19 protein-coding genes are annotated in these 19,140 nt (G+C 71.5%); 6 read left to right on the plus strand and 13 right to left on the minus strand.

Annotated elements, in window-relative coordinates:
* Nucleotides 1-2: 2 nt before the first annotated feature.
* Nucleotides 3-1,382: an NCS2 family permease gene (locus AB0C16_RS25220; protein WP_357686368.1), complete on the plus strand. Its 1,380-nt coding sequence runs from the start codon at nucleotides 3-5 to the stop codon at nucleotides 1,380-1,382.
* Here the strand turns inward: AB0C16_RS25220 and AB0C16_RS25225 are convergent.
* Nucleotides 1,379-2,317 carry an excalibur calcium-binding domain-containing protein gene (locus AB0C16_RS25225; RefSeq protein WP_357686369.1) on the minus strand — a complete coding sequence of 313 codons (939 nt, stop codon included), beginning with the start codon at nucleotides 2,315-2,317 and terminating at the stop codon, nucleotides 1,379-1,381. The two genes, AB0C16_RS25220 and AB0C16_RS25225, sit on opposite strands and share 4 nt — an antisense overlap.
* A 169-nt stretch (nucleotides 2,318-2,486) precedes the next feature.
* On the opposite strand from AB0C16_RS25225, the gene ald reads away from it, so the two are divergent.
* The gene (gene ald / locus AB0C16_RS25230) at nucleotides 2,487-3,602 is read left to right on the plus strand and encodes an alanine dehydrogenase (RefSeq protein ID WP_357686370.1); all 1,116 of its coding nucleotides are present in this window, start codon (nucleotides 2,487-2,489) and stop codon (nucleotides 3,600-3,602) included.
* A gap of 6 nt (nucleotides 3,603-3,608) precedes the next feature.
* Here ald and AB0C16_RS25235 read toward each other — a convergent pair whose 3' ends face one another.
* Entirely contained in the window at nucleotides 3,609-4,241 is a 633-nt protein-coding gene (locus AB0C16_RS25235) for an XRE family transcriptional regulator (protein ID WP_357686371.1), read from the minus strand.
* Nucleotides 4,242-4,304: 63 nt separating this feature from the next.
* Between AB0C16_RS25235 and AB0C16_RS25240 the strand changes: the two genes are divergently transcribed.
* Nucleotides 4,305-5,033, plus strand: a complete 729-nt coding sequence (locus tag AB0C16_RS25240; protein ID WP_357686372.1) for an amino acid racemase — start codon at nucleotides 4,305-4,307, stop codon at nucleotides 5,031-5,033.
* 44 nt (nucleotides 5,034-5,077) lie between these two features.
* Here the strand turns inward: AB0C16_RS25240 and AB0C16_RS25245 are convergent, their stop codons facing one another.
* The gene (locus tag AB0C16_RS25245; protein WP_357686373.1) at nucleotides 5,078-5,779 is read right to left on the minus strand and encodes a DUF3105 domain-containing protein; all 702 of its coding nucleotides are present in this window, start codon (nucleotides 5,777-5,779) and stop codon (nucleotides 5,078-5,080) included.
* A gap of 122 nt (nucleotides 5,780-5,901) precedes the next feature.
* On the opposite strand from AB0C16_RS25245, the gene AB0C16_RS25250 reads away from it, so the two are divergent.
* On the plus strand, nucleotides 5,902-6,558 hold the full coding sequence (locus AB0C16_RS25250) for a DUF305 domain-containing protein (RefSeq protein ID WP_357686374.1): 657 nt from the start codon (nucleotides 5,902-5,904) through the stop codon (nucleotides 6,556-6,558).
* A gap of 48 nt (nucleotides 6,559-6,606) precedes the next feature.
* Nucleotides 6,607-8,040, plus strand: a complete 1,434-nt coding sequence (locus AB0C16_RS25255; RefSeq protein WP_357686375.1) for an NAD(P)/FAD-dependent oxidoreductase — start codon at nucleotides 6,607-6,609, stop codon at nucleotides 8,038-8,040.
* On the opposite strand, the gene AB0C16_RS25260 is transcribed toward AB0C16_RS25255, so the two are convergent.
* The 6 genes from AB0C16_RS25260 to AB0C16_RS25285 all read right to left on the minus strand — a co-directional run bounded on the left by AB0C16_RS25260 (nucleotide 8,037) and on the right by AB0C16_RS25285 (nucleotide 15,561).
* A complete protein-coding gene (locus AB0C16_RS25260) occupies nucleotides 8,037-9,083 on the minus strand; it encodes a low specificity L-threonine aldolase (protein WP_357686376.1) in 1,047 nt (348 codons plus the stop codon). The two genes, AB0C16_RS25255 and AB0C16_RS25260, sit on opposite strands and share 4 nt — an antisense overlap.
* Complete coding sequence (locus AB0C16_RS25265; RefSeq protein ID WP_357686377.1) at nucleotides 9,080-9,709, minus strand: SDR family NAD(P)-dependent oxidoreductase; 630 nt, start codon at nucleotides 9,707-9,709, stop codon at nucleotides 9,080-9,082. The genes AB0C16_RS25260 and AB0C16_RS25265 overlap by 4 nt, the downstream gene beginning before the upstream one ends.
* Nucleotides 9,706-11,766 (minus strand): DUF6421 family protein, encoded by a 2,061-nt coding sequence (locus AB0C16_RS25270; RefSeq protein WP_357686378.1) that lies wholly within the window; start codon nucleotides 11,764-11,766, stop codon nucleotides 9,706-9,708. Before AB0C16_RS25270 ends, AB0C16_RS25265 begins: the two co-directional genes overlap by 4 nt.
* Nucleotides 11,767-11,853: 87 nt before the next feature.
* A complete protein-coding gene (locus AB0C16_RS25275; RefSeq protein ID WP_357686379.1) occupies nucleotides 11,854-12,510 on the minus strand; it encodes a response regulator transcription factor in 657 nt (218 codons plus the stop codon).
* Between the two features lie 70 nt (nucleotides 12,511-12,580).
* On the minus strand, nucleotides 12,581-14,092 hold the full coding sequence (locus AB0C16_RS25280; protein WP_357686380.1) for a serine/threonine-protein kinase: 1,512 nt from the start codon (nucleotides 14,090-14,092) through the stop codon (nucleotides 12,581-12,583).
* Entirely contained in the window at nucleotides 14,092-15,561 is a 1,470-nt protein-coding gene (locus tag AB0C16_RS25285) for a hypothetical protein (protein WP_357686381.1), read from the minus strand. The genes AB0C16_RS25280 and AB0C16_RS25285 overlap by 1 nt, the downstream gene beginning before the upstream one ends.
* Before the next feature lie 105 nt (nucleotides 15,562-15,666).
* Between AB0C16_RS25285 and AB0C16_RS25290 the strand changes: the two genes are divergently transcribed.
* On the plus strand, nucleotides 15,667-15,906 hold the full coding sequence (locus AB0C16_RS25290; protein ID WP_357686382.1) for a hydantoinase/oxoprolinase N-terminal domain-containing protein: 240 nt from the start codon (nucleotides 15,667-15,669) through the stop codon (nucleotides 15,904-15,906).
* 15 nt (nucleotides 15,907-15,921) lie between these two features.
* Here AB0C16_RS25290 and AB0C16_RS25295 read toward each other — a convergent pair whose 3' ends face one another.
* From AB0C16_RS25295 to AB0C16_RS25310, 4 genes are read right to left on the minus strand one after another with little or no spacing between them, the layout of a single operon-like run.
* Nucleotides 15,922-16,557, minus strand: coding sequence for a Uma2 family endonuclease (locus AB0C16_RS25295; RefSeq protein WP_357686383.1), 636 nt, complete (start codon nucleotides 16,555-16,557; stop codon nucleotides 15,922-15,924).
* 3 nt (nucleotides 16,558-16,560) lie between these two features.
* On the minus strand, nucleotides 16,561-17,319 hold the full coding sequence (locus AB0C16_RS25300; RefSeq protein WP_357686384.1) for an adenosylcobinamide amidohydrolase: 759 nt from the start codon (nucleotides 17,317-17,319) through the stop codon (nucleotides 16,561-16,563).
* Nucleotides 17,316-18,089 carry an ABC transporter ATP-binding protein gene (locus AB0C16_RS25305; RefSeq protein WP_357686385.1) on the minus strand — a complete coding sequence of 258 codons (774 nt, stop codon included), beginning with the start codon at nucleotides 18,087-18,089 and terminating at the stop codon, nucleotides 17,316-17,318. Before AB0C16_RS25305 ends, AB0C16_RS25300 begins: the two co-directional genes overlap by 4 nt.
* Nucleotides 18,086-19,045 (minus strand): iron ABC transporter permease, encoded by a 960-nt coding sequence (locus AB0C16_RS25310; protein WP_357686390.1) that lies wholly within the window; start codon nucleotides 19,043-19,045, stop codon nucleotides 18,086-18,088. The genes AB0C16_RS25305 and AB0C16_RS25310 overlap by 4 nt, the downstream gene beginning before the upstream one ends.
* Nucleotides 19,046-19,140: the final 95 nt, after the last annotated feature.

Consider the following 19,140-nt stretch of genomic DNA (forward strand, 5'->3'; position numbering starts at 1 on the left):
TTGTGCTCGACAGGCTCTTCGAGCTGTCCGGGCGGGGGAGCGACGTCGGGCGTGAGGTGCGTGGCGGGATCACCACCTTCATGGCGATGGCCTACATCATCCTGCTCAACCCGATCATCCTGGCCGGCGCGCATGACGTCACCGGCGCCAAGCTCACGATCGGCCAGCTGACCACGTCGACGGCGCTGGCCGCAGCCGTCAGCACGCTGCTGATGGCCTTCGTCGGCAACGCGCCGTTCGGCCTGGCGGCCGGGCTGGGGCTGAACGCCCTCGTCGCCTACCAGGCCGCCCCCTACATGACCTGGGCGCAGGCGATGGGCCTGGTCGTGCTCGAAGGCGTGGTCATCATCGTGCTCGCCGTGACCGGCCTGCGCACCCTGATCATGAACGCGATCCCGCTGGCGTTGAAGCACGCCATCAGCGTGGGGATCGGGCTGTTCATCGCGCTGGTCGGGCTGGTCGACGCCGGGTTCGTCACGGCGGGCTCGGGCACTCCGGTGCAGCTCGGCGCGACCGGGCACCTGACGGGCTGGCCGGTCGCGATCTTCTGCTTCGGCCTGCTCCTGATGATCGTCCTGTACGCGCGCAGGACGCCGGCCGCCATCCTGCTCAGCATCGCGGTGACCACAGTGCTGGCCGTGGCGGTGAACTCGCTGGCCACCATCGATCCCAGGTCGTGGGGCGTGGTCACGCCGCGGATGCCGGAGTCGCTGGTCGCCGCGCCGGACTTCGGGCTGGTGGGGCAGGTCGACGTGTTCGGCGGGTTCGTCCGCGCGGGCGGGCTGACGGCCACCGTGGTGCTGTTCACCCTGGTGCTGTCCGGGTTCTTCGACGCGATGGGCACGATCATCGGTGTCAGCGACGAGGCCGGGCTGGTCGACGAGCGGGGCCGGGTGCCGAGGCTGGGCCGGATCCTCACCGTGGACGGCGTCGCGGGAGTCGTGGGCGGGGTGACGAGCTCGTCGGCCAACACGGTGTTCGTGGAGTCGGCGGCGGGCGTCGGCGAGGGGGCGCGCACCGGGCTGGCCTCCGTGGTGACGGGCGCGCTGCTCGGCCTCACGCTGCTGTTCACCCCGCTGGCGGCCGTGGTGCCCGCGGCGGCGGCCGCCCCGGCCCTGGTGCTCGTCGGGGCGCTGATGATGACGCAGAGCCGCAACGTGCCCTGGGAGGACCTGGAGATGGCCGTGCCGGCCTTCCTGACGATCGCGCTGATGCCGTTCACGTACTCGATCACGAACGGGGTGGGCGCCGGAGTGATCACCTACACGCTCATCAAGGCGGCGCGGGGGAAGTTCTCCCAGATCCCGTGGCTGCTCTGGGTGGTGTCGCTGGTGTTCCTCGCCTACTTCGGGATCTCCGCGCTGCAGAACCTCTTCGGTTAGCGGATATCGGGCGAGTTGCAGGCCACGCCGTTGCCGTCGACGTCGGTGTACCAGGCGTATTCGGGGTGGACGCCCTTGGTGTAGGGGCCGTCGCCGGCCGCCACGGCCTCCTTGCAGCTGGCGTAGCGGCGGTCGCGCGAAGGCCGGTCGCCGCTCCCCACCGAGACCGGGCCCGTCGAGGCGGGCCCGCCCGTGTCGGGCGCGCTCGTCTGCGGGACGCCTGTGTCGGGAACGCCCGTGCCCGTGCTCCCCGTGCCCGTGCTCCCCGTGCCCGTGCTCCCCGTATCCGTGCTCCCCGGGCCGCCCGTCGCGGGGGCGCCCGTGTCCGGGGCGCCCGTCTCGGGGGTGCCGGTGGCCGGCGGGCTGCTCAGGAGGCGGGCGGTGATCGCGTCGGCCTCCTCCTTGGTGAACCCGGCGATGCTCAGGCTGTCGCCGTCCATGCTCTGGGTGACGATGGGCGCCGCCACCACGGTCGCGGGCACCAGGATGACCGCGACCTGCCGCTGGTCGGACACCAGCTCGTCGATGAGCTCGGCCACCTTGTCGCGGAAGGCGGGGGCGATCGCGACGCGCACCGAGTAGGTGCCGTTCTTCTCGCGCACCGGCTCGATCCGCTGCACGGCGTTGACCGTCACACCGTCCTCGAGCAGATAACAGGTGGTCTGCTTCTCGTCGAGCACGGCTTCGGCGCCGGGGCACGGAGCCGCCTTGGTCTCCCTGACCGGCGCGAAGTGGATGGGCGTGGCCAGCCGCAGCGGCGGGGCGCCCCCGAGTAACGGGGTGTCGGGGCTCCTGGTCATCAGCACGGCCACGGTGCCGGCCACGCCCGCGAGCAGCACGACCAGGACGAGCGAGACGATCAGCACGATGGTGGTCGCCCGGCTGGCCTGCGGCTCTTCCGGGACCGCTAAGGGGTCCGCTCCCGGCTTGTCCATCCTTGACGACACCATCCTGAGGTTCGGGCTGCGGGTGAGCTTACCGAGGAGGGGCAGAACCGGGGTAATCGGTCGGACAATCCTGAATTTTCTCGTGATAGGCGGAAAAATTGAGGAAGAAGGACAGTGTGACGGTACATACCGCACCCCGGTGAAACGGAAGTGGTCCATGAAGGTCGGAGTTCCTCGCGAGGTCAAGGACAACGAATACCGTGTGGCGCTCACCCCGGCGGGCGCCCACGAACTCGTACGGCACGGCCACCAGGTTCTCGTCGAGCGCGGGGCGGGCGTCGGCTCGGCGATCCCCGACACCGACTTCGAGGCGGTGGGCGCGATCATCGCCGGCGACGCGGACGAGGTGTGGGCCGCGGGCGACCTGATCCTGAAGGTGAAGGAGCCGGTGGCCGAGGAGTATCACCGGATGCGCAAGGGGCAGGTGCTGTTCACCTACCTGCACCTGGCCGCCTCGCGGGCGTGCACCACCGCCATGCTCGACGCGGGCGTCACCGGCGTCGCCTACGAGACCGTGCAGACACCGAGCGGCGCGCTGCCCCTGCTCGCGCCCATGTCGGAGGTCGCGGGCCGGCTCGCGCCCCAGGTGGGGGCCTACCACCTGATGCGCTCGGGGGGCGGCAGGGGCGTGCTGATGGGCGGCGTGTCCGGCGTCCACGCGGCGCACGTGGTGGTGATCGGGGCCGGTGTGTCGGGCATGAACGCGGCGGCCATCGCGCTCGGCATGCAGGCCGAGGTGCTGCTGCTCGACCAGAACATCGACAAGCTGCGCCAGGCGGACATGATCTACCAGGGGCACTGCCAGACCGTCGCCTCCAACACGCTGGAGATCGAGCTGGCGGTCCTGGCGGCCGACCTGGTGATCGGCGCCGTGCTGATCCCCGGCGCACGGGCCCCCAGGCTGGTCTCCAGCGACCTGGTCAGCCGTATGAAGCCGGGCTCGGTGCTGGTGGACATCTCGATCGACCAGGGCGGCTGCTTCGAGGACTCGCGCCCGACGACGCACGCCGAGCCCACCTACCCGGTGCACGACTCGATCTTCTACTGCGTGGCCAACATGCCCGGCGCCGTGCCGCACACCTCGACGTACGCGCTCACGAACGTGACGCTCCCGTACGCGCTGGCCATCGCCGACCTGGGCTGGAGGGACGCGATGCGCCAGGACCGGGCGCTCGCGCTCGGCTTGAGCACCCACGAGGGACACCTGACGAGCCGTCCGGTGGCCGAGGCGCACGGGCTGGACTCGGTGTCGCTGGAGGACGTCCTGGCGTAGCACCCCTCAGAGATGCTCCATCACGAACACCGCCGTGGTGCCGGCCCGCAGGGCCTGGAAGATGTGCGGGGTGTCGCCGGGATAGGTGACATAGTCGCCGGGCCCGAGCTCGGTCGGCTCCTCGGCCGGGCCTGCCAGCGCCCGGCCGCTGCTCAGCACGACATGCTCGGTCGTGCCCGGCGGGTGGGCGGCCGAGAGCCTGGGCGTGCCGGGCCGCGCCACGATCCGGTAGACGTCGCGGCGGGCGTTGGGCGGGCAGGAGGCGAGCAGGGTGGCCGCGTAGCCGGCCTGCTCGGAGTGGGCGACCGGCCCCTCGCCGGCCCGGATCACCCGGACGTCCGGCCGCGGCGGGTCGACCAGCAGGCTGAACGGCACGCCGAGCGCGGTGCCGAGCGCCCACAGGGTCTCCACGCTCGGATTGCCGGCGCCGGACTCGAGCTGGGAGAGCGTGGACTTGGCCAGGCCCGCCCGCCGGGCCAGCTCGGTCAGCGACAGCCCGGCGCGGGCGCGCTCACGCCGGATCGCCCCGGCGATCAGCCCGATGAGGTCGGAGGGCTCCCGCACGCCCTCGCTCGCGGAACCGTTTCCCACCTGTTCGCTCCAGAAGTCGATTCGTTCGGCTTGACGAACCCTGTCCATCGCGTTCAGTCTAGTGGACAGATGTTCGCCATTGCGAACACTTGAGCCGGTCTGGAGGCAATCATGAGACACCTCGGCATCCTCGCCCACAGCACTGAGGGCGCGGCGCTCTGCTTCCTCGGCTACTGCCAGGAGGGGTTTCGCCGGACCGGCCGCAACGAGCATCCCGACGTGACCCTCGACTACATCGCCTTCGGCCGGAGCATGCCGGCCTGGGACGCGGGCGACCACGCGTCGATCAGGGCCACGCTGTCGGTGAGCGTGGACCGGCTGGCCCGGGCGGGCGCCGACTTCTTCGCCTGCCCGGACAACACCGCGCACCTGGCGCTCGAACACCCCGGCGCGGACCTCGCGCTGCCCGGGCTGCACCTCGCCGAGGTGGTCGCGGACCAGGCCGCCCGCGACGGTCACCGGCGCGTCGGCATCCTCGGCACGAGATACCTCATGGACGGCCCCGTCTACCCGAGGGCGCTGGGCGCCCGGGGCATCGCCACCGAGGTGCCCGGACCCGCCGACCGCGACCTGGTCGACACGATCATCTTCAAGGAGCTCGTGAACGGCGTCTTCAGCGACGACTCCCGCCAGGGTTATGTCCGCGTCATCGAACGGCTGGCGGCGCGGGGCTGCGACGCGGTGGCCCTGGTGTGCACCGAGATCCCGCTCCTGGTGACCCCGGACGTCTCTCCCCTGCCCACCCTCGACTCGACCCGTCTGCTGGCCCGCGCCGCCTACGACGTCGCCGTGGGCGAGCGGCCCCTGCCCACGTGGCGCGGCGGCCCGGTCGCGGGCTGACCGGCGGTGCCGCCCCGGTCAGAGCCGGCCGGGGCGGGCGAGCGTCACTGACCGGCCGGGCTGGCGCTCGGTGAGATGGTCTCCATCGGAGTCTGCCCCTGCGGCTCGGGCGGCAGCGGAGCCAGGTCCGCCGTGGTGGTGATGGCGTCGGCCCCACCGCAGGTGGCACCAGGCTCCGGGGTGTCCTTGCCGTTCTGGAACTTCTTGATGAAGGCGCCCAGCTTGGGGTCGTCCGGGTTGTCCAGCTTGAGCTGGTGTCCCCACGACGAGACCACGATCGGCGCCGACAGGTCCGGATAGGGGCTCATCAGCATGTATTCCAGCTGGCCGGTCGAGGTGGCCACCTTGGTCAGCGCGTCGACCTGAGCCTTGGGCAGGTCGGGCCGGTAGGTGATCCAGATGGCGCCGTGCTCCAGGGAGTGGACCGCGTGCTCGCTGTGGATGGGCTTGGTGTAGATGTCGCACTGCTGCCAGTAGTTGTTGTGCTCACCGCCCACGGGCGGCGTCTCCTTGTAGGAGACCGGCTTCCACACGTGCTGCCCGGCCTCGTAGGAGTAGTTGGCCACCGCGTCGAGCGAGGTCTCCCGTGCCTGCTTGACCAGGTAGAAACCGACCAGGCCGACGAGCAACACGATGACGGCGCCCCCAGCCCCCCACATGAGGAACGCGGTGCGACGCTCCTTGCGCTTCTGCTCGGCCCGCATCCTCTGCAGATGCTCCCGCCGCGCCTGCGCCTTCTCCTTCATCGGTTCCTCCATCGGCCTGCCAACCTCGGGTCACCCTATGCCCTCCGGGCGTATGCCGAGAATAAGAGGGACCTATGCGACCGATCCCCCCTTCTCGCAGGGGTGGATAGGCTGGACCCGCCATGCACAAACCAGCCAAGAACCCACTGCTCATCGCCTGCGCCGTGCTGATCGTCGGCGCGGCGGTCGTCTTCCTCGTCCTCGGCCGCGGCGCGGCTCCCGCCGACGGCTCCGCCGAGGCGGGCTTCGCCCGCGACATGGCCACCCACCACGCGCAGGCCGTCGACATGTCGTTCACGATCAGGGACAAGAGCCAGTCCAAGGAGATCCGCAACCTGGCCTTCGACATCATCAACACCCAGGCCACCCAGCGCGGCATGTTCATCGGCTGGCTGGAGCAGTGGGGGCTCGGCCAGTCGACCGACCTCCGGTCGATGGCCTGGATGAGCGGCCACGGCCACGGCGCCGCGCCCACCGGGTCCGCCGGGTCAGCCGGGTCGGTGGAGCCCGGTGTGATGCCGGGCATGGCCAGTGCCGCGGAGCTGGCCAAGCTCAAGGAGCTGCAGGGCACCGAGGCCGAGGTGCTCTTCCTCCAGCTGATGATCCGCCACCACGAGGGCGGCGTGCAGATGGCCGAGGGGCTGCTGAAGCTCTCCGACCGCGACGAGGTGGTCAACATGGCCCAGAAGATCGTCAAGGGGCAGAGCGGCGAGATCAAGCTGATGACCGAGATGCTCGGGCATCGTGGCGCGCAGCCGTATCCCACGATCCTGAAATGAACGCCTGAAATGAACGCCTGAAGTGAGCATCTGGAGTGAGCGCCTGAGGTGAGCGCCGACGCGGTCGTCGTGGGGTCGGGTCCCAACGGGCTCGTCGCGGCGATCATGCTGGCCCGCGCCGGGCGCGAGGTGCTGCTGCTGGAGGCGGCCGAGCGGTTCGGCGGCGGGCTGCGCTCGGCGGAGCTCACGCTGCCCGGCCGGGTGCACGACCTCGGCGCGACCGTGATGGCGATGGCCCTGGCCTCCCCCGCGCTGCGCGGGCTCGGCCTGGAGGGGCGCGGGCCGGGGCAGGTCGAGTTCGTCCATCCCGCCGTGGCCGCCGCGCACCCGCTCGACGACCGGCCCGCCGTGCTCGTGCACCGCGACGCCGGCCGTACGTGTGAGGGGCTCGGGGTCGACGGCGCGGCCTGGGGGGCGACGGTCGGAGCGGCGGCGCGGGCCGGGTTCCCGCTGGTCGACCTGCTGGTGAAGCCGCTCGGGCCGTGGCGGCCCGAGCCGCGCGCGTTCGCCGCCGCGGCGAGGTTCGGGGTCGCGGCGGCGCTGCCCGCCACCACGTTCGCCAGGCGAGTCTTGAGGACGGTCGAGGGCCGCGCGGTGTTCGCCGGCATGGCCGCGCATTCCGTGCTCGACCTGCGCTCCCCCATCACGAGCGGCTACGGTCTGCTGCTCGCGTCGCTGGCCCACCTGGTGGGCTGGCCGCTGGTCAAGGGCGGCTCGCAGGTGCTGGCCGACGCCCTGGTGGCCAGGCTGCGGGGGCTGGGGGGCGAGGCGGTCGCCGGGCACCGGGTGCGGCGCCTCGACGAGCTCGCCGGCCTCGGCGCCGAGACGATCGTGCTGGACGTGACGCCCCGGCAGTTCCTGGAGATGGCCGACCTGCCCGCGCGCTACCGCCGGCGGCTGGAGCGCTACCGCTACGGCCCCGGGGTGTTCAAGCTCGACTGGGCGCTCGACGGGCCGGTGCCGTGGCGCGATCCGGCCGTCGCCGCCGCGGGGACCGTGCATCTGGGCGGGACCCTGGAGGAGATCGCGCTGAGCGAGGCCGAGGTGGCCGCCGGGCGCCACTCGCCCCGGCCGTACGTGCTGCTCGTGCAGCCCTACGCGGCCGATTCGACACGGGGCGGCCACACGTTGTGGGCCTACTGCCACGTCCCGAACGGCTCCCCCGTGGACATGACGGGGGCGATCGAGACGCAGATCGAGCGCTACGCCCCCGGCTTCCGCGACCGGGTGCTGGCCCGGCACGCGATGGGCCCGGCCGACCTGGAGGCGTGGAACCCCAACCTGGTGGGCGGTGACATCGGCGGCGGGCTGGCCGGCCTGGGCCAGTTCCTCAGGCGCCCGGTCTGGTCGCCGGCGCCGTGGCGCACCCCGCTGCCCGGCGTCTTCCTCTGCTCGGCCTCGACGCCGCCGGGGGGCGCGGTGCACGGGATGGGCGGCTGGCAGGCCGCCCGCCTCGCCACCCGCCCCGCCGCCCGCCGCTAGGCCAGTTCCTCGGCGATCGCCGCGGCGAACGCGTCCACGTCGGCCTCGGTGGTGTCGAACGCGCACATCCACCGCACCTCACCCGTCGCCTCGTTCCAGGTGTAGAAGCGGAAGCGCTTCTGCAGCCGTTCGGTGACCTCCTTGGGCAGGACGGCGAAGACCGCGTTGGCCTCGACCGGCCGCGGCACCTCGACCCCGGGCAGGTCGCGCACCGCCTCGGCCAGCCGCCGCCCCATCGCGTTGGCCTGCCGGGCGTTGCGCAGCCACAGGTCACCCGAGAGCAGCGCCTCGAACTGGGCCGACACGAACCGCATCTTGGACGACAGCTGCATGAACGTCTTGCGGATGTAGTCGACCCCGGTGGCCGCCGAGGGGTTGAGCACCACGACCGCCTCGCCGTACAGCATGCCGATCTTCGTACCGCCGAAGGAGAGCACGTCGACGCCCGCGTCGGTGGTGAGCGCCCGCATCGGGACGTCGAGCGCGGCGGCGGCGTTGGTCAGCCGGGAGCCGTCGAGGTGGACGAGCAGGCCGCGCTCGTGCGCGTGGGCGCAGATCTCGGCGACCTCCCGTGGCGTGTAGACGGTGCCGAGCTCGGTGGTGTTGGAGATGGACACGACGCGCGGCTGGGCCCGGTGCACGTCGCCGAAGCCCCACGCCTGGCGGTCGATCAGCTCGGGCGTGAGCTTGCCGTCGGGCGTGGGCACGGTCAGCAGCTTGATGCCGCCCGCCACCTCGGGGGCGCCGCCCTCGTCGGTGTTGATGTGGGCGGTCTCGGCGCAGATGACCGCCTCCCAGTGGGCGGTCATCGCGCGGAGCGAGACGACGTTGGCCGCGGTGCCGTTGAACACCGGCCAGGCGTGCGCCTGCTCGCCAAAGTGCCACTGGAAGACGTCCTGCAGGGCCTCGGTGTAGACGTCGTCGCCGTAGGCGATCTGGTGGCCGCCGTTGGCGTCGGCGATCGCCCGCAGGATGTCGGGGTGCACTCCGGCGTAGTTGTCGCTGGCGAACGCCTTGAGCCGGGGGTCGTGCCGGGGTGTCACTGGGTGAGGTCCAATCGCGTGCCGTTGATGTCGGCGGCGGGCCGGTCGTAGAGCCCGCCGATGGCCTGGGCCAGGTCGGCGACGTCGGTGAACCCGGCGAACTTGGCGTCGGGCTTGGCAGCGCGCATGGCGTCGTTGACCAGGGCCTTGACGACCAGGATGACGGCGGCGGCGCCGGTGCCGCGCAGCGCGTCGGCCAGGGAGAGGGTCCACGCCTCGGAGGCGGCCTTGGCGGCCGCGTAGGCGGCGCCGCCCGCGGTGGGGTGCTCGGCGGCCTTGGCCGAGACGATCACGAAGCGGCCGTCCGGGCTCCTGCGCAGCAGCGGCTCGAAGGCCAGCGACACGTGCTGGAGGGTGCGGATCAGCAGGTCGTGCAGGTCGTCCCAGTCCTCCAGCCGGGTCTCGGCGAAGCTCGCGGAGCCGCGCCAGCCACCGACCAGGTGCACCACGCCGTCGACGCCGCCGTGCTCCCGCTCGACGCGCGCCGCCAGGTCGTTGACGGCCTCGCGGTCGAGCAGGTCGACGTCGTCCTTGTCCACGGCGATCACAGTGTGACCATTTTTACGGAAATATTCGGACACCGCCTGGCCAGTGGGACCTGCGGCACCGGTTACCAGAATGATCATCCGCGAATCCCCCTAGTCGATTCGACCACATCCGTCAGCTTACGGCGCAGAGCCTCGTAGAACATGCTCAGGGGGAACTCGTCCGGCAGCACCGCGTCGACCTTGGCCTTCTGCTCCTCGGGCAGCGCCTGGACACCCTTGGCCCAGGTGGAGGCCGGGTGCGGCTCGACGTAGGCGCTGACCAGCTCGTAGGCCGCCAGCCAGTGGGCCAGCTTGGACCGGTCGATGCTGTCGCGGTAGAGCTTCTCGACCTCGCCGCGCAGGTCGGCCACGCCGCCCGCGACCCGCTCCCAGTCGATCGTGAGCCGGTTGTCGGTCCACCGGACGATGTCGTTGCGGTGCAGGTAGGCGAAGAGCAGCTGCCCGCCGAGCCCGTCGTAGTTGCGCACCCGCTCCCCGGTGATCGGGAACCGGAAGAGCCGGTCGAACAGGATCGCGTGCCGCACGTAGCGGGCGTGCGGCACTCCCTGCTCCTCCAGCCGCACGGCCTCGCCGAACGCGGTCAGGTCGCAGCGCAGCTCCTCCAGGGAGTAGAGCCAGTACGGCATCCGCTGCTTGATCATGAACGGGTCGAACGGCAGGTCACCGTGACTGTGCGTGCGGTCGTGGATCAGGTCCCACATCACGTAGGTGTCCTGGGCGAGCTGCTGGGACTCGAGCAGCCTGGACGCGTCCGGCGGCAGGTCGAGCCTGAGCGTCTCGGTGGCGGCCCTGGAGACCCGCCGGAACCTGGCGGCCTCGCGGTCGGCGAAGATCGCACCCCAGGTGAACCGCTCCGGCGTCCGCCGCACGGCCACCGTCTCGGGGAAGAGCACCGCCGAGTGGGTGTCGTAGCCGGAGGTGAACTCCTCGAACGCGACCGGCACGAACATCGGGTTGTCGTACCCGTTCGCCTCCAGCCGGGCCAGCCACCCGGGCCAGATGGTGCGCAGCCAGACGGCCTCGAGGTTGCGGTTCGGGTTGCCGTTCTGGGTGTACATGGGGAACACCACGAGGTGCTCCAGCCCGTCGACGCGCTGGGTGTCGGGGTGGAAGCGGTCCAGCGAGTCGAGGAAGTCGGGGACGCCCAGGTCCTGCTCGGACCACTTGGCCAGGTCGTCCCGGACGGCCTGAAGGTAGGCGGCGTCGTGCGGGAAGTGCGGCGCCAGCTCGCCGACGCGGGCGGAGACGGTCGCGACCAGCGCCTTGGCGCGGTCCTTGTCCTCGGGCACCGAGCCGTCCTTGACCTGGAGCGGCCGCAGCTCCTCGACGGCCGCGGCGAGCCCGGCGAACAGCTCGGCCCTGGACTCGTCGCGGGCCCCGGCGGAGGTGGCGGCGGGCACGCGGGCCGCCCAGGTGACCATGTTGCCCCAGAGCGTGCGGTGGTCGTAGTCGTCGATCGAGTCGTCGCCGAACAGGTCGGAGTCGGCGAACACGACGACGCGGCCCCGGCCGTGGCGTACGGCGACCGCGAGCGGGGCGTTCGCGGGGGCTGCGGACGGCGAGGTGGCGAACAGGACGGTGGCGTCCTCACCGGGGACGAGCACGCCGGAGCGGTAGAAGCAGGCGGTCCTGACGCCCGCGAGCAGGCCGTCGGTGGAGGCGGGCCCGGCCAGAACCCAGGTGGCGACGCCGCGGTGGGCGCGGCCGGGGTCGCGCACGGTGGTGTGCCCGACGCCGACGCCGAAGCGGGCCAGCAGCTCGGCCAGGTTGTTGCCGTACTTGTCCTGCTCCTCCTCGGCCAGCACGACGAGCCCGCCGCCCCCGGCCACGAACGCCTGGACGGCGTCGAGCTCGGCGGCGGAGAACACCGGGCTGCCGAGGCCGGTGGTGCGCTCCCACCGCTCGCCCGAGGGGTGCGCGATGACCAGCACGTCCTGCTCGCTGAGCGCCTCCGGCGACAGCGTGCCCTCGGTATGGGCCGTCACCGTGTGCCCCAGGTGCCGCAGCAGCGCGGCCGCGCGGGCATAGCTGTTGTCGTCGGGATGGGCGGGACTGATGGCCTCGGCCACCTCTCGCCGGATGGTCCACGACTCGCTGTGGGCCTCGTCGAACAGCACCCTGGGGAAAGCCTGCATGAAATATCTCCTGTATCTCCCGCCCTACAACGGAAAATATACACATGAAGTACCCATGTCTTGCCAAACCCTCCCGAATGGTGAGACTCAGGCGGCTCCCGGACGCACCACACCCGTCTCGTACGCGAACACGACCGCCTGGGCCCGGTCACGCAGGCCGAGCTTCATCAGCACCCGCGCCACGTGCGTCTTGACCGTGGCCTCCCCCACGTACAGCTCCCGGGCGATCTCGGCGTTGGTGATGCCGCGGGCCAGCATCTGGAGGACCTCCAGCTCGCGCGGGGTCAGCTCGTCCAGCCGGGGCGACGGCCTCGGCTCGGCCCGGCCGGCGAACGTGGCGATCACCCGGCTGGTCACGGCCGGGTCGAGCAGCGCGTCGCCGGCGTGCACGACCCGGATCGCCTCGATGAGCTGCTCGGGCGGCGACACCTTGAGCAGGAACCCGCTGGTGCCGGCGCGCAGCGCGGCGTAGAGGTTCTCGTCGCTGTCGAACGTGGTCAGCGTGATGACCTTGGGCGGCGACGGCGCGTCGAGGAGCTCCCGGGCCGCCGACAGCCCGTCGAGGCGCGGCATCGAGATGTCCATCAGCACGATGTCGGGCCGGGTGCGCCTGGCGACGGCGATGGCGTCGCGCCCGTCGGCCGCCTCGCCGACGACCTCCATGCCCGGCTCGCTCTCCACGATCATCCGCAGCCCGGCCCTGACCATCGCCTGATCGTCGACGATGACGATTCGAATGCTCACATCCGGAGGCTAGACCGCGACCCCCGTCCTTGAACACCCAGGTCAAGCCGTACACAAGTCAGTTACAAGGTCACGACAGCCGGACGCTCTGCCTGATGCGGGCCTGGGTGGCGTCGTCGCAGCTGTTCTTGGCGCAGAAGTACATCAGCAGCATCATCGGCTCGGGCCGGCGGTCGACGATGTAGGTGACGAAACCGAGCCTGACGCCGCTGTTGCGGTCGGTCAGCGAGCCGGTGTAGCGGGTGGCCGGGCTGGTGCCCGCCTGCTCGGTGACCGGGCCGCTGACGTCGATCTTGCCGGGCAGCAGGCCTTCGAGCGTCGCCTGCATCTGGACGTCGGTGGCGGTGGTGCTGAGCGTCTCGGAGAGCTGGACGTAGACGCCGGCGGCGCCGTCGGGGTCGTCGGTGATGACCGGGACCACCGGGGTCCAGTCGGCGCCCGCGCCGGAGACGAACAGCGTCTCGAACTCGGCGGCGTGCGGGGAGGCCAGCGCGAAGAGGTCGCCGTGGGTGCGCACGGTCCAGCCGGCCGGGTACTCGAACGACAGCGGCGCGGCCGTCGTGCTCTGGTAGCGGGACCAGGCGTCACCCCGCTGGCTCATGATGAGGAGCGCGACCAGGGCCAGCGCGGCGACGGCCGCGGTGATCGTGGCGGCGATGATCGGCAGCCGTCCCGGCCGGCCGGGACGCGCCGGGCGGCGGTGCCGCACACCCGAGAGCTGGGTGGGCGGCGGCGCGGCCGGGTGGCCGCTGATGGCGTCGCGCAGCGCGGTGACGAACGCGGCACAGCTCGGGTAGCGCTCCTCCGGCGACTTGGCCAGCGCCCGGTTCATCACGACGTCGACGTCGGCCGGCAGCTCCGCCCTGACCTGCGACAGCGGCGTGGGCTGCTCGGCCAGGTGCGCCCACAGCAGCGCGATGTCGTTGTCGCGTTGAAAGGGCAGCCGCCCCGACAGCGCCTCGTAGACCACGCAGGCCAGTGCGTACTGGTCGCACCTGCCGTCGATGTGCTCCTTGTTGATCTGCTCGGGCGACATGTAGCGCGGTGTGCCGATGAACTGGTCGGTCTGCGTCAGCCCGGAGATGGACGTGCGGTGCTTGGTGATGCCGAAGTCGGTCAGGTAGACGTGATCGCCGGCCAGCAGGATGTTGGCCGGTTTGACGTCCCGGTGGATCAGGTCGTGCGCGTGCGCCGCGTCGAGCGCGGCGGCGACCTGGGCGAAGATCTGGTTGGCCTGCGCGATCGGCAGCGGCCCCCGGTCGTAGATGAGGCGGCGCAGGTCGAGCCCGTCGACGTAGCGCATCGAGATGTACAGCACGCCGTCGGCGTCGGCGTTGGCCTCGTAGATCGGGATGATGTTGGGGTGCTCGATGCTGGCGACGGTCCGGGACTCCAGGATGAACCTCTGCCTGAAGCGGTCGTCCAGGCTGAGCACCGGGTTGAGGATCTTGAGCGCCACGCGCCGGCTCAGCCTGGGATCGAGCGCCAGGTAGACGACGGCCATGCCGCCCTTGCCGACGATGTCCTCGATGTAGTATCCGGCCACCTCCTGGCCGATCAGGGATCTGTCATTCAATTGCATCACGTCTCGCTGGGGTGACCGCAGTAGCCGCAGAACCGGTGCGCGTGCCCCAGCCGCATCCCGCACGCCGTGCAGTACTTGACGGACGGATCCTGGGCGGTCAGGACCTGCTTCTGCTGGGGGACGATCGCGAACGGCTGCGACCTGCGGACGACCACGGTCTGGTTGGCTCCCTCGTCGAGCGGCGGCTGCTGCTGGCCGACCAGCGGCGGCAGGTCAGGCGGCGGGTCCTCGGGCGCGCGGCGCCGCCACAGCACGAACGCCCCGGCGCCCGCCGCCATGAACAGCACCCCGGCCGCCACGATGAACGGCCACAGCGGCGTGGACCTGCTCACCGGCGCGGCCGCCTTCTTCGTGCCCTGGTCCTCGGGACCGCCCCGCTTGGCCAGTGAGTCCTTCAGCAGGTTGGCGGCCACCACGTTGCCGGGATAGAGCTCCAGGACCCGCTGGAAGCCCGGCGCGGCCTCGGTGTAGTACTTGGTGTGGTAGCGGGTCAGCGCCGCCTCGAAGGCGGTGTCGATCGGGCCTCTGCGCGGGGTCACCCCGGCCTTGGTCAGGGCCGCGTTGATCTCCCTGACGCCGATCATCCGGGCGTCCTTGCCGCCGCCGATGAGCAGGCCGATGATGTGGCCGTCCTTGTCGCCGATCACCGGCGCGCCGCGCAGGCCGCGGTCGGCCAGGCCGCCCATCTTCACCGGCTCGTCGACCTTCTTGTCGGGGTCGGCGAACGGCCTGCCCGCCTCGCCGGCGTTGCCGCCCTTGCCGAGGTGGGCGATCTCGACGGTCTCCTTGACGTTCGGGCCGGGCCTGCCGAGGAAGCCCGCGATGTTGGTGGGTGAGCCCTGCTGGTCGGGCACCTTGTCGGCGAGCGGGGCCGTGGGCAGGCCGACGCTGCCGATGATCCGGCTCGACGTCATCAGCACGGCCGGGCTGTCGGGCCTCGGCCCGGCCTTGACGAGCTCGGCCTTGAGGCCCTTGGGGTCGGCCGGGGAGACGTTGGGGAAGACCGTGATGTCGGTGGTGACGTCGACGATGCAGGTGGCCTTGGCGGACTTGGGCGGGTAGCACTGCTGAAGATGCCTGTCGAACAGGTCGTCCTTGAGCTTGTGCCGCTTGAAGTCGGCCGGGATCTTCACGTCGTGGTGCTCGGCGAAGATCCTGTTGGCCGCGTAGACGGCCACGTCCTGCTCGTTCTTGACGACCCGGGTGAGCGTGACGATCGCTCCCTCGGGGTTGACGACGGTGCCCGTGCCCACGCCGATGGGCACGTCGTAGGACCGTTCCACGTGCATGAGATCACCGATGTGGTCGAGCAGGGTGATCTCCACGTGCGCGGTGGCCTCGACGCGCACCACGGCCGGGGTCACCAGATCGGTGATGCCGCTGGGGTGCTCGTGCGCCGCCACGGGCAATGCGAGCAGCACGAGTGTCGCCGCGACACCGCCGGCCAGAGCTGTGAGACGCGCCATCTCCGCTCCTATTTCTCAGGGATAGGTTCAGGGTCCCAATCACCTGCCGTAAGTCAAGAGAAGAGCGCGTAGACAAGCGCTTGCTTTGGCACTAACCGTTTCCAGATGGGCTACGCGATCGGCGTCGACATCGGCGGCACCTTTACCGATGTGGCCCCGCGCGGTAGATCCGTCTCGGTGGCGAAGTGTTTGAGCACCCACGACGACCCCATCGTTGGAATCGTCACCGGCGTTACGCGCGTGCTCGGCGATCTCGACCCCGGACTCGTCACCAGGGTCGCCCACGCCACCACCCTGGCCACCAACGCGGCGCTCACCCGCGAAGAGTCAGGCCTGCCCGCCTGACAGCGCGCGCCTCGCTCAGCCTCGACGCTCGATCAGTTCGGCGGGGTCGAAGCTGACCGGGTAGGGCTGGTGCAGGGTGACGGTGGCCCCGGCCTTGTAGGCGGAAGGCGACCGGTAGGTCTTGCCGTCGAGTTCGTACACGTAGAGGGTGGGGCCTTCGGCCACCTCGATCCGCCAGTAGACCGGAATGCCCGCGGCCGCGTACGCCTCGGTCTTGAGGTGCCCGTCACGCGCCTGCGTGCTCGGACTGACCACTTCCACCGCGAGCCGGATGTCACTGGGAGAGAACATGAGCCGCACGGCCTCCACCGAGGCGGGCGGCACGACCACGAGGTCGGGGATATAGAAGTCCTTGTCGCTCACTCGCAAGTTGACGGTGGTCAGCGCTTCCAGGTCCGGCGGGCTCGCCCTATCCAGAATGATCAAGGCGCGAGCGATGGCGCGCTGGTGCAGCGGAGTGGGGGCAGGGCCCACCAGTAGGCTCCCGTTGAAGAGCTCATAGCGATTCCCGTCATCGGGGAACTTGAGCAGGTCGTCGACAGTGAAGGGTGGCACGCCGGGAAGGACCGTGCGCCCAGTGGTCGGTTCGGTCGTCGCCATTGCGGTCACCCACTCATCGTCCTCATCGTCGCGGATCACGCCCTCGCTCACATGCTACTTCCCCGCATTCCCTGACTCTCTGTCATAAGGCCGCCACGCTTCGGCGCCGCGGCGGACGGCCGCGTGGACCGCTCGGGCGAGCCGGGCGCCCCAGGTGGAGCGGGGGCCCGCGAACAGCTCCTCGGGACCGGCCGCCGCCACGACGACGCAGACCGCGTCGGAGGCGGTGCCCGTACCCGGGTAGCCTGCCTCGACCAGGGCCTGGGTCTTGGCCTCCGTGACCGTCATGACGGCGTTGACCAGCGCGGCGTCGGTCATCGCCACCGGCAGCGTCACCATGATGTTGATCGTGCCCACCGGCGGGGCATCGGCCCGGGCCGGGCTCGCCGGTGAGACGCTCCGCCTGTCCGGGAAGACCGCCGGGTCCATCGGGTCCACCGGCTCGGCGGGCGCGGTCCACAGCATCGGGGCCAGCTCCGGGTCGGGGACGCCTTCGGGGGCGGCGGCCCAGGTGGGGACGCGCAGCCCGACCGTGGCGACGGCCCGCGCGCCGTGGTCCTCGGCGACCACGTACCGGTCGACCGAGGCGGCCGTCATCATCCCCACCCCCACGCCCGGGGGCGCCATCGCGGCCAGGTGCTCGACCGGGTCCGTGCGCGAGTAGCCGGCCACGACCTGCGCGTTCAGCACCCAGGAGCAGGGGCCGATGCCGCCGCCGAGCATGGCCGAGGAGATCGCCCGCCGGCCCGGCCCTAACTCCCACAGCAGTGACCCCAGCCGCACGCCCTCTTCGATCCGGTAGCTGAGTTTCACGGTCCTCCTCTGACGAGATGGACGACGGGACGCCCGTCAGGGCCCGGCTCGATCTTCACCTGCGCGTCGAAGTGCCTGCCGACCAGCGCCTCGGTGAGCACCTGGGACGGCTTGCCGGCGGCCACCGCGCGGCCCCGGGCGAGCAGCAGCAGGGTGTCGGCGTACAGGCCGGCGACGGTCAGGTCGTGCAGCGTGGTGACGACGGTCAGCCCGTCGGCGAGGCGCAGCCGGTCGACGAGTTCGAGCACCTGCTGCTGGTGGCCGAGGTCGAGGGCGGTGGTGGGCTCGTCGAGCAGGAGCACGGACGCCTGCTGGGCGAGCGCCCTGGCCAGCACCACGCGCTGCCGCTCCCCGCCGGACAGCTCGCCCACCCTGCGGGCCGCGAACCCGGTCAGGTCGAGCCGTTCCAGCACCGACGCGGTGACCTCCCGGTCGTGCCGGCTCTCCCAGCCGAGGTAGGAGATGTACGGGGTGCGGCCGAGCAGGGCGTAGTCGAACACGGTCATGTCGGGCGGCAGCGCCGGGCTCTGGGGCGCGTAGGCGACCAGGCGGGCCCGGTCCCTGGGCCCGAGCGCGGCGGCGGGCCGGCCGTCGAGCGTGACCTCGCCCCGGCGGGCGACGAGGCCCATGACGGCCTTGACCAGGGTGGACTTGCCGGCGCCGTTCGGGCCGATGACGGCCAGCCACTCGCCGCGCCGGACACGGAGGTCGACGTCGGTGAGCACCTCGCGCTCGCCGAGCCGTACGGACAGGGCGCTCGTCTCGATCACGTGGCGGCCTGCCTGGTCATCCGCAGCACGGCGACGAAGAACGGCGCGCCGACGAACATGGTGACGACGCCGATGGGCAGCTCGGCGGGGGCGATGACGGTGCGCGCGAGCAGGTCGGCGAGCACCAGGAAGGCGGCGCCGCCGACCAGCGAGAGCGGTAGCACGATCCGGTACGAACCGCCCGCCAGCCGCCTGACCACATGCGGGATGACGATGCCGACGAATCCGATCAGGCCGCTGACCGCGACGGCCGCCGCGGTGGCCAGGGAGGCGGCCAGCAGGACGGCCAGCCGCACCCTGGCCGCCCGCACGCCCAGGCCGGTCGCCTCCTCGTCGCCCACGGACAGCACGTCGAGCAGGCGCCCGTGCAGGATCAGCAGCACGGCGGACACGGCCGCGTACGGCAGGACCATCCAGAACTGGTCCCATCCGCCGCCGACGTCGCCCAGGATCCAGGAGTAGATCCGCTGCAGCTTCTCGACCTTGAACTGCTGGACGAACGTCTGGATGGCGGTCAGGAACGAGGTGACCGCCACCCCGGCCAGCACCAGCGTCGCCGTGCCGCCCGCCCGGCCCGCCGTGTTGCCCAGCACGTACGCCAGGAAGACCCCGCCGACGGCGCCGGCGAACGCGGCCAGCGGCAGGCCGCCCGGCAGGCCGGGCAGCAGCACGATCACCACCGTGGCGGTCAGCCCGGCGCCGGCGGCGGCGCCCAGCAGGTACGGGTCGGCCAGCGGGTTGCGGAACACGCCCTGGTAGCCGGCCCCGGCGATGGCGAGCAGCCCGCCGACCACGGCGGCCACGAGCACCCTGGGCAGGCGGAGCTCGTACAGGAGTCCCTGCTCGACGGGGGCCAGGCCGGAGTCGACCGTCACGAACGGCAGCCAGTCGAGCGCCTGCAGGACCACCTGCCACGGCGAGATGTCGGCGGCGCCGCCGAGCAGGCCGGCCAGCATGGAGCCGGCCAGCACGGCGAGCGCCACGGCCACCTGGAGCGGCCGGGCGCGGGACGGACGGGCTCGGGTGAGCCCGGGTTCCGCGCCCGGCGGCG

Origin of the sequence: Nonomuraea sp. NPDC048916 (assembly GCF_040649575.1) — a bacterium.
GTDB lineage: Bacteria > Actinomycetota > Actinomycetes > Streptosporangiales > Streptosporangiaceae > Nonomuraea.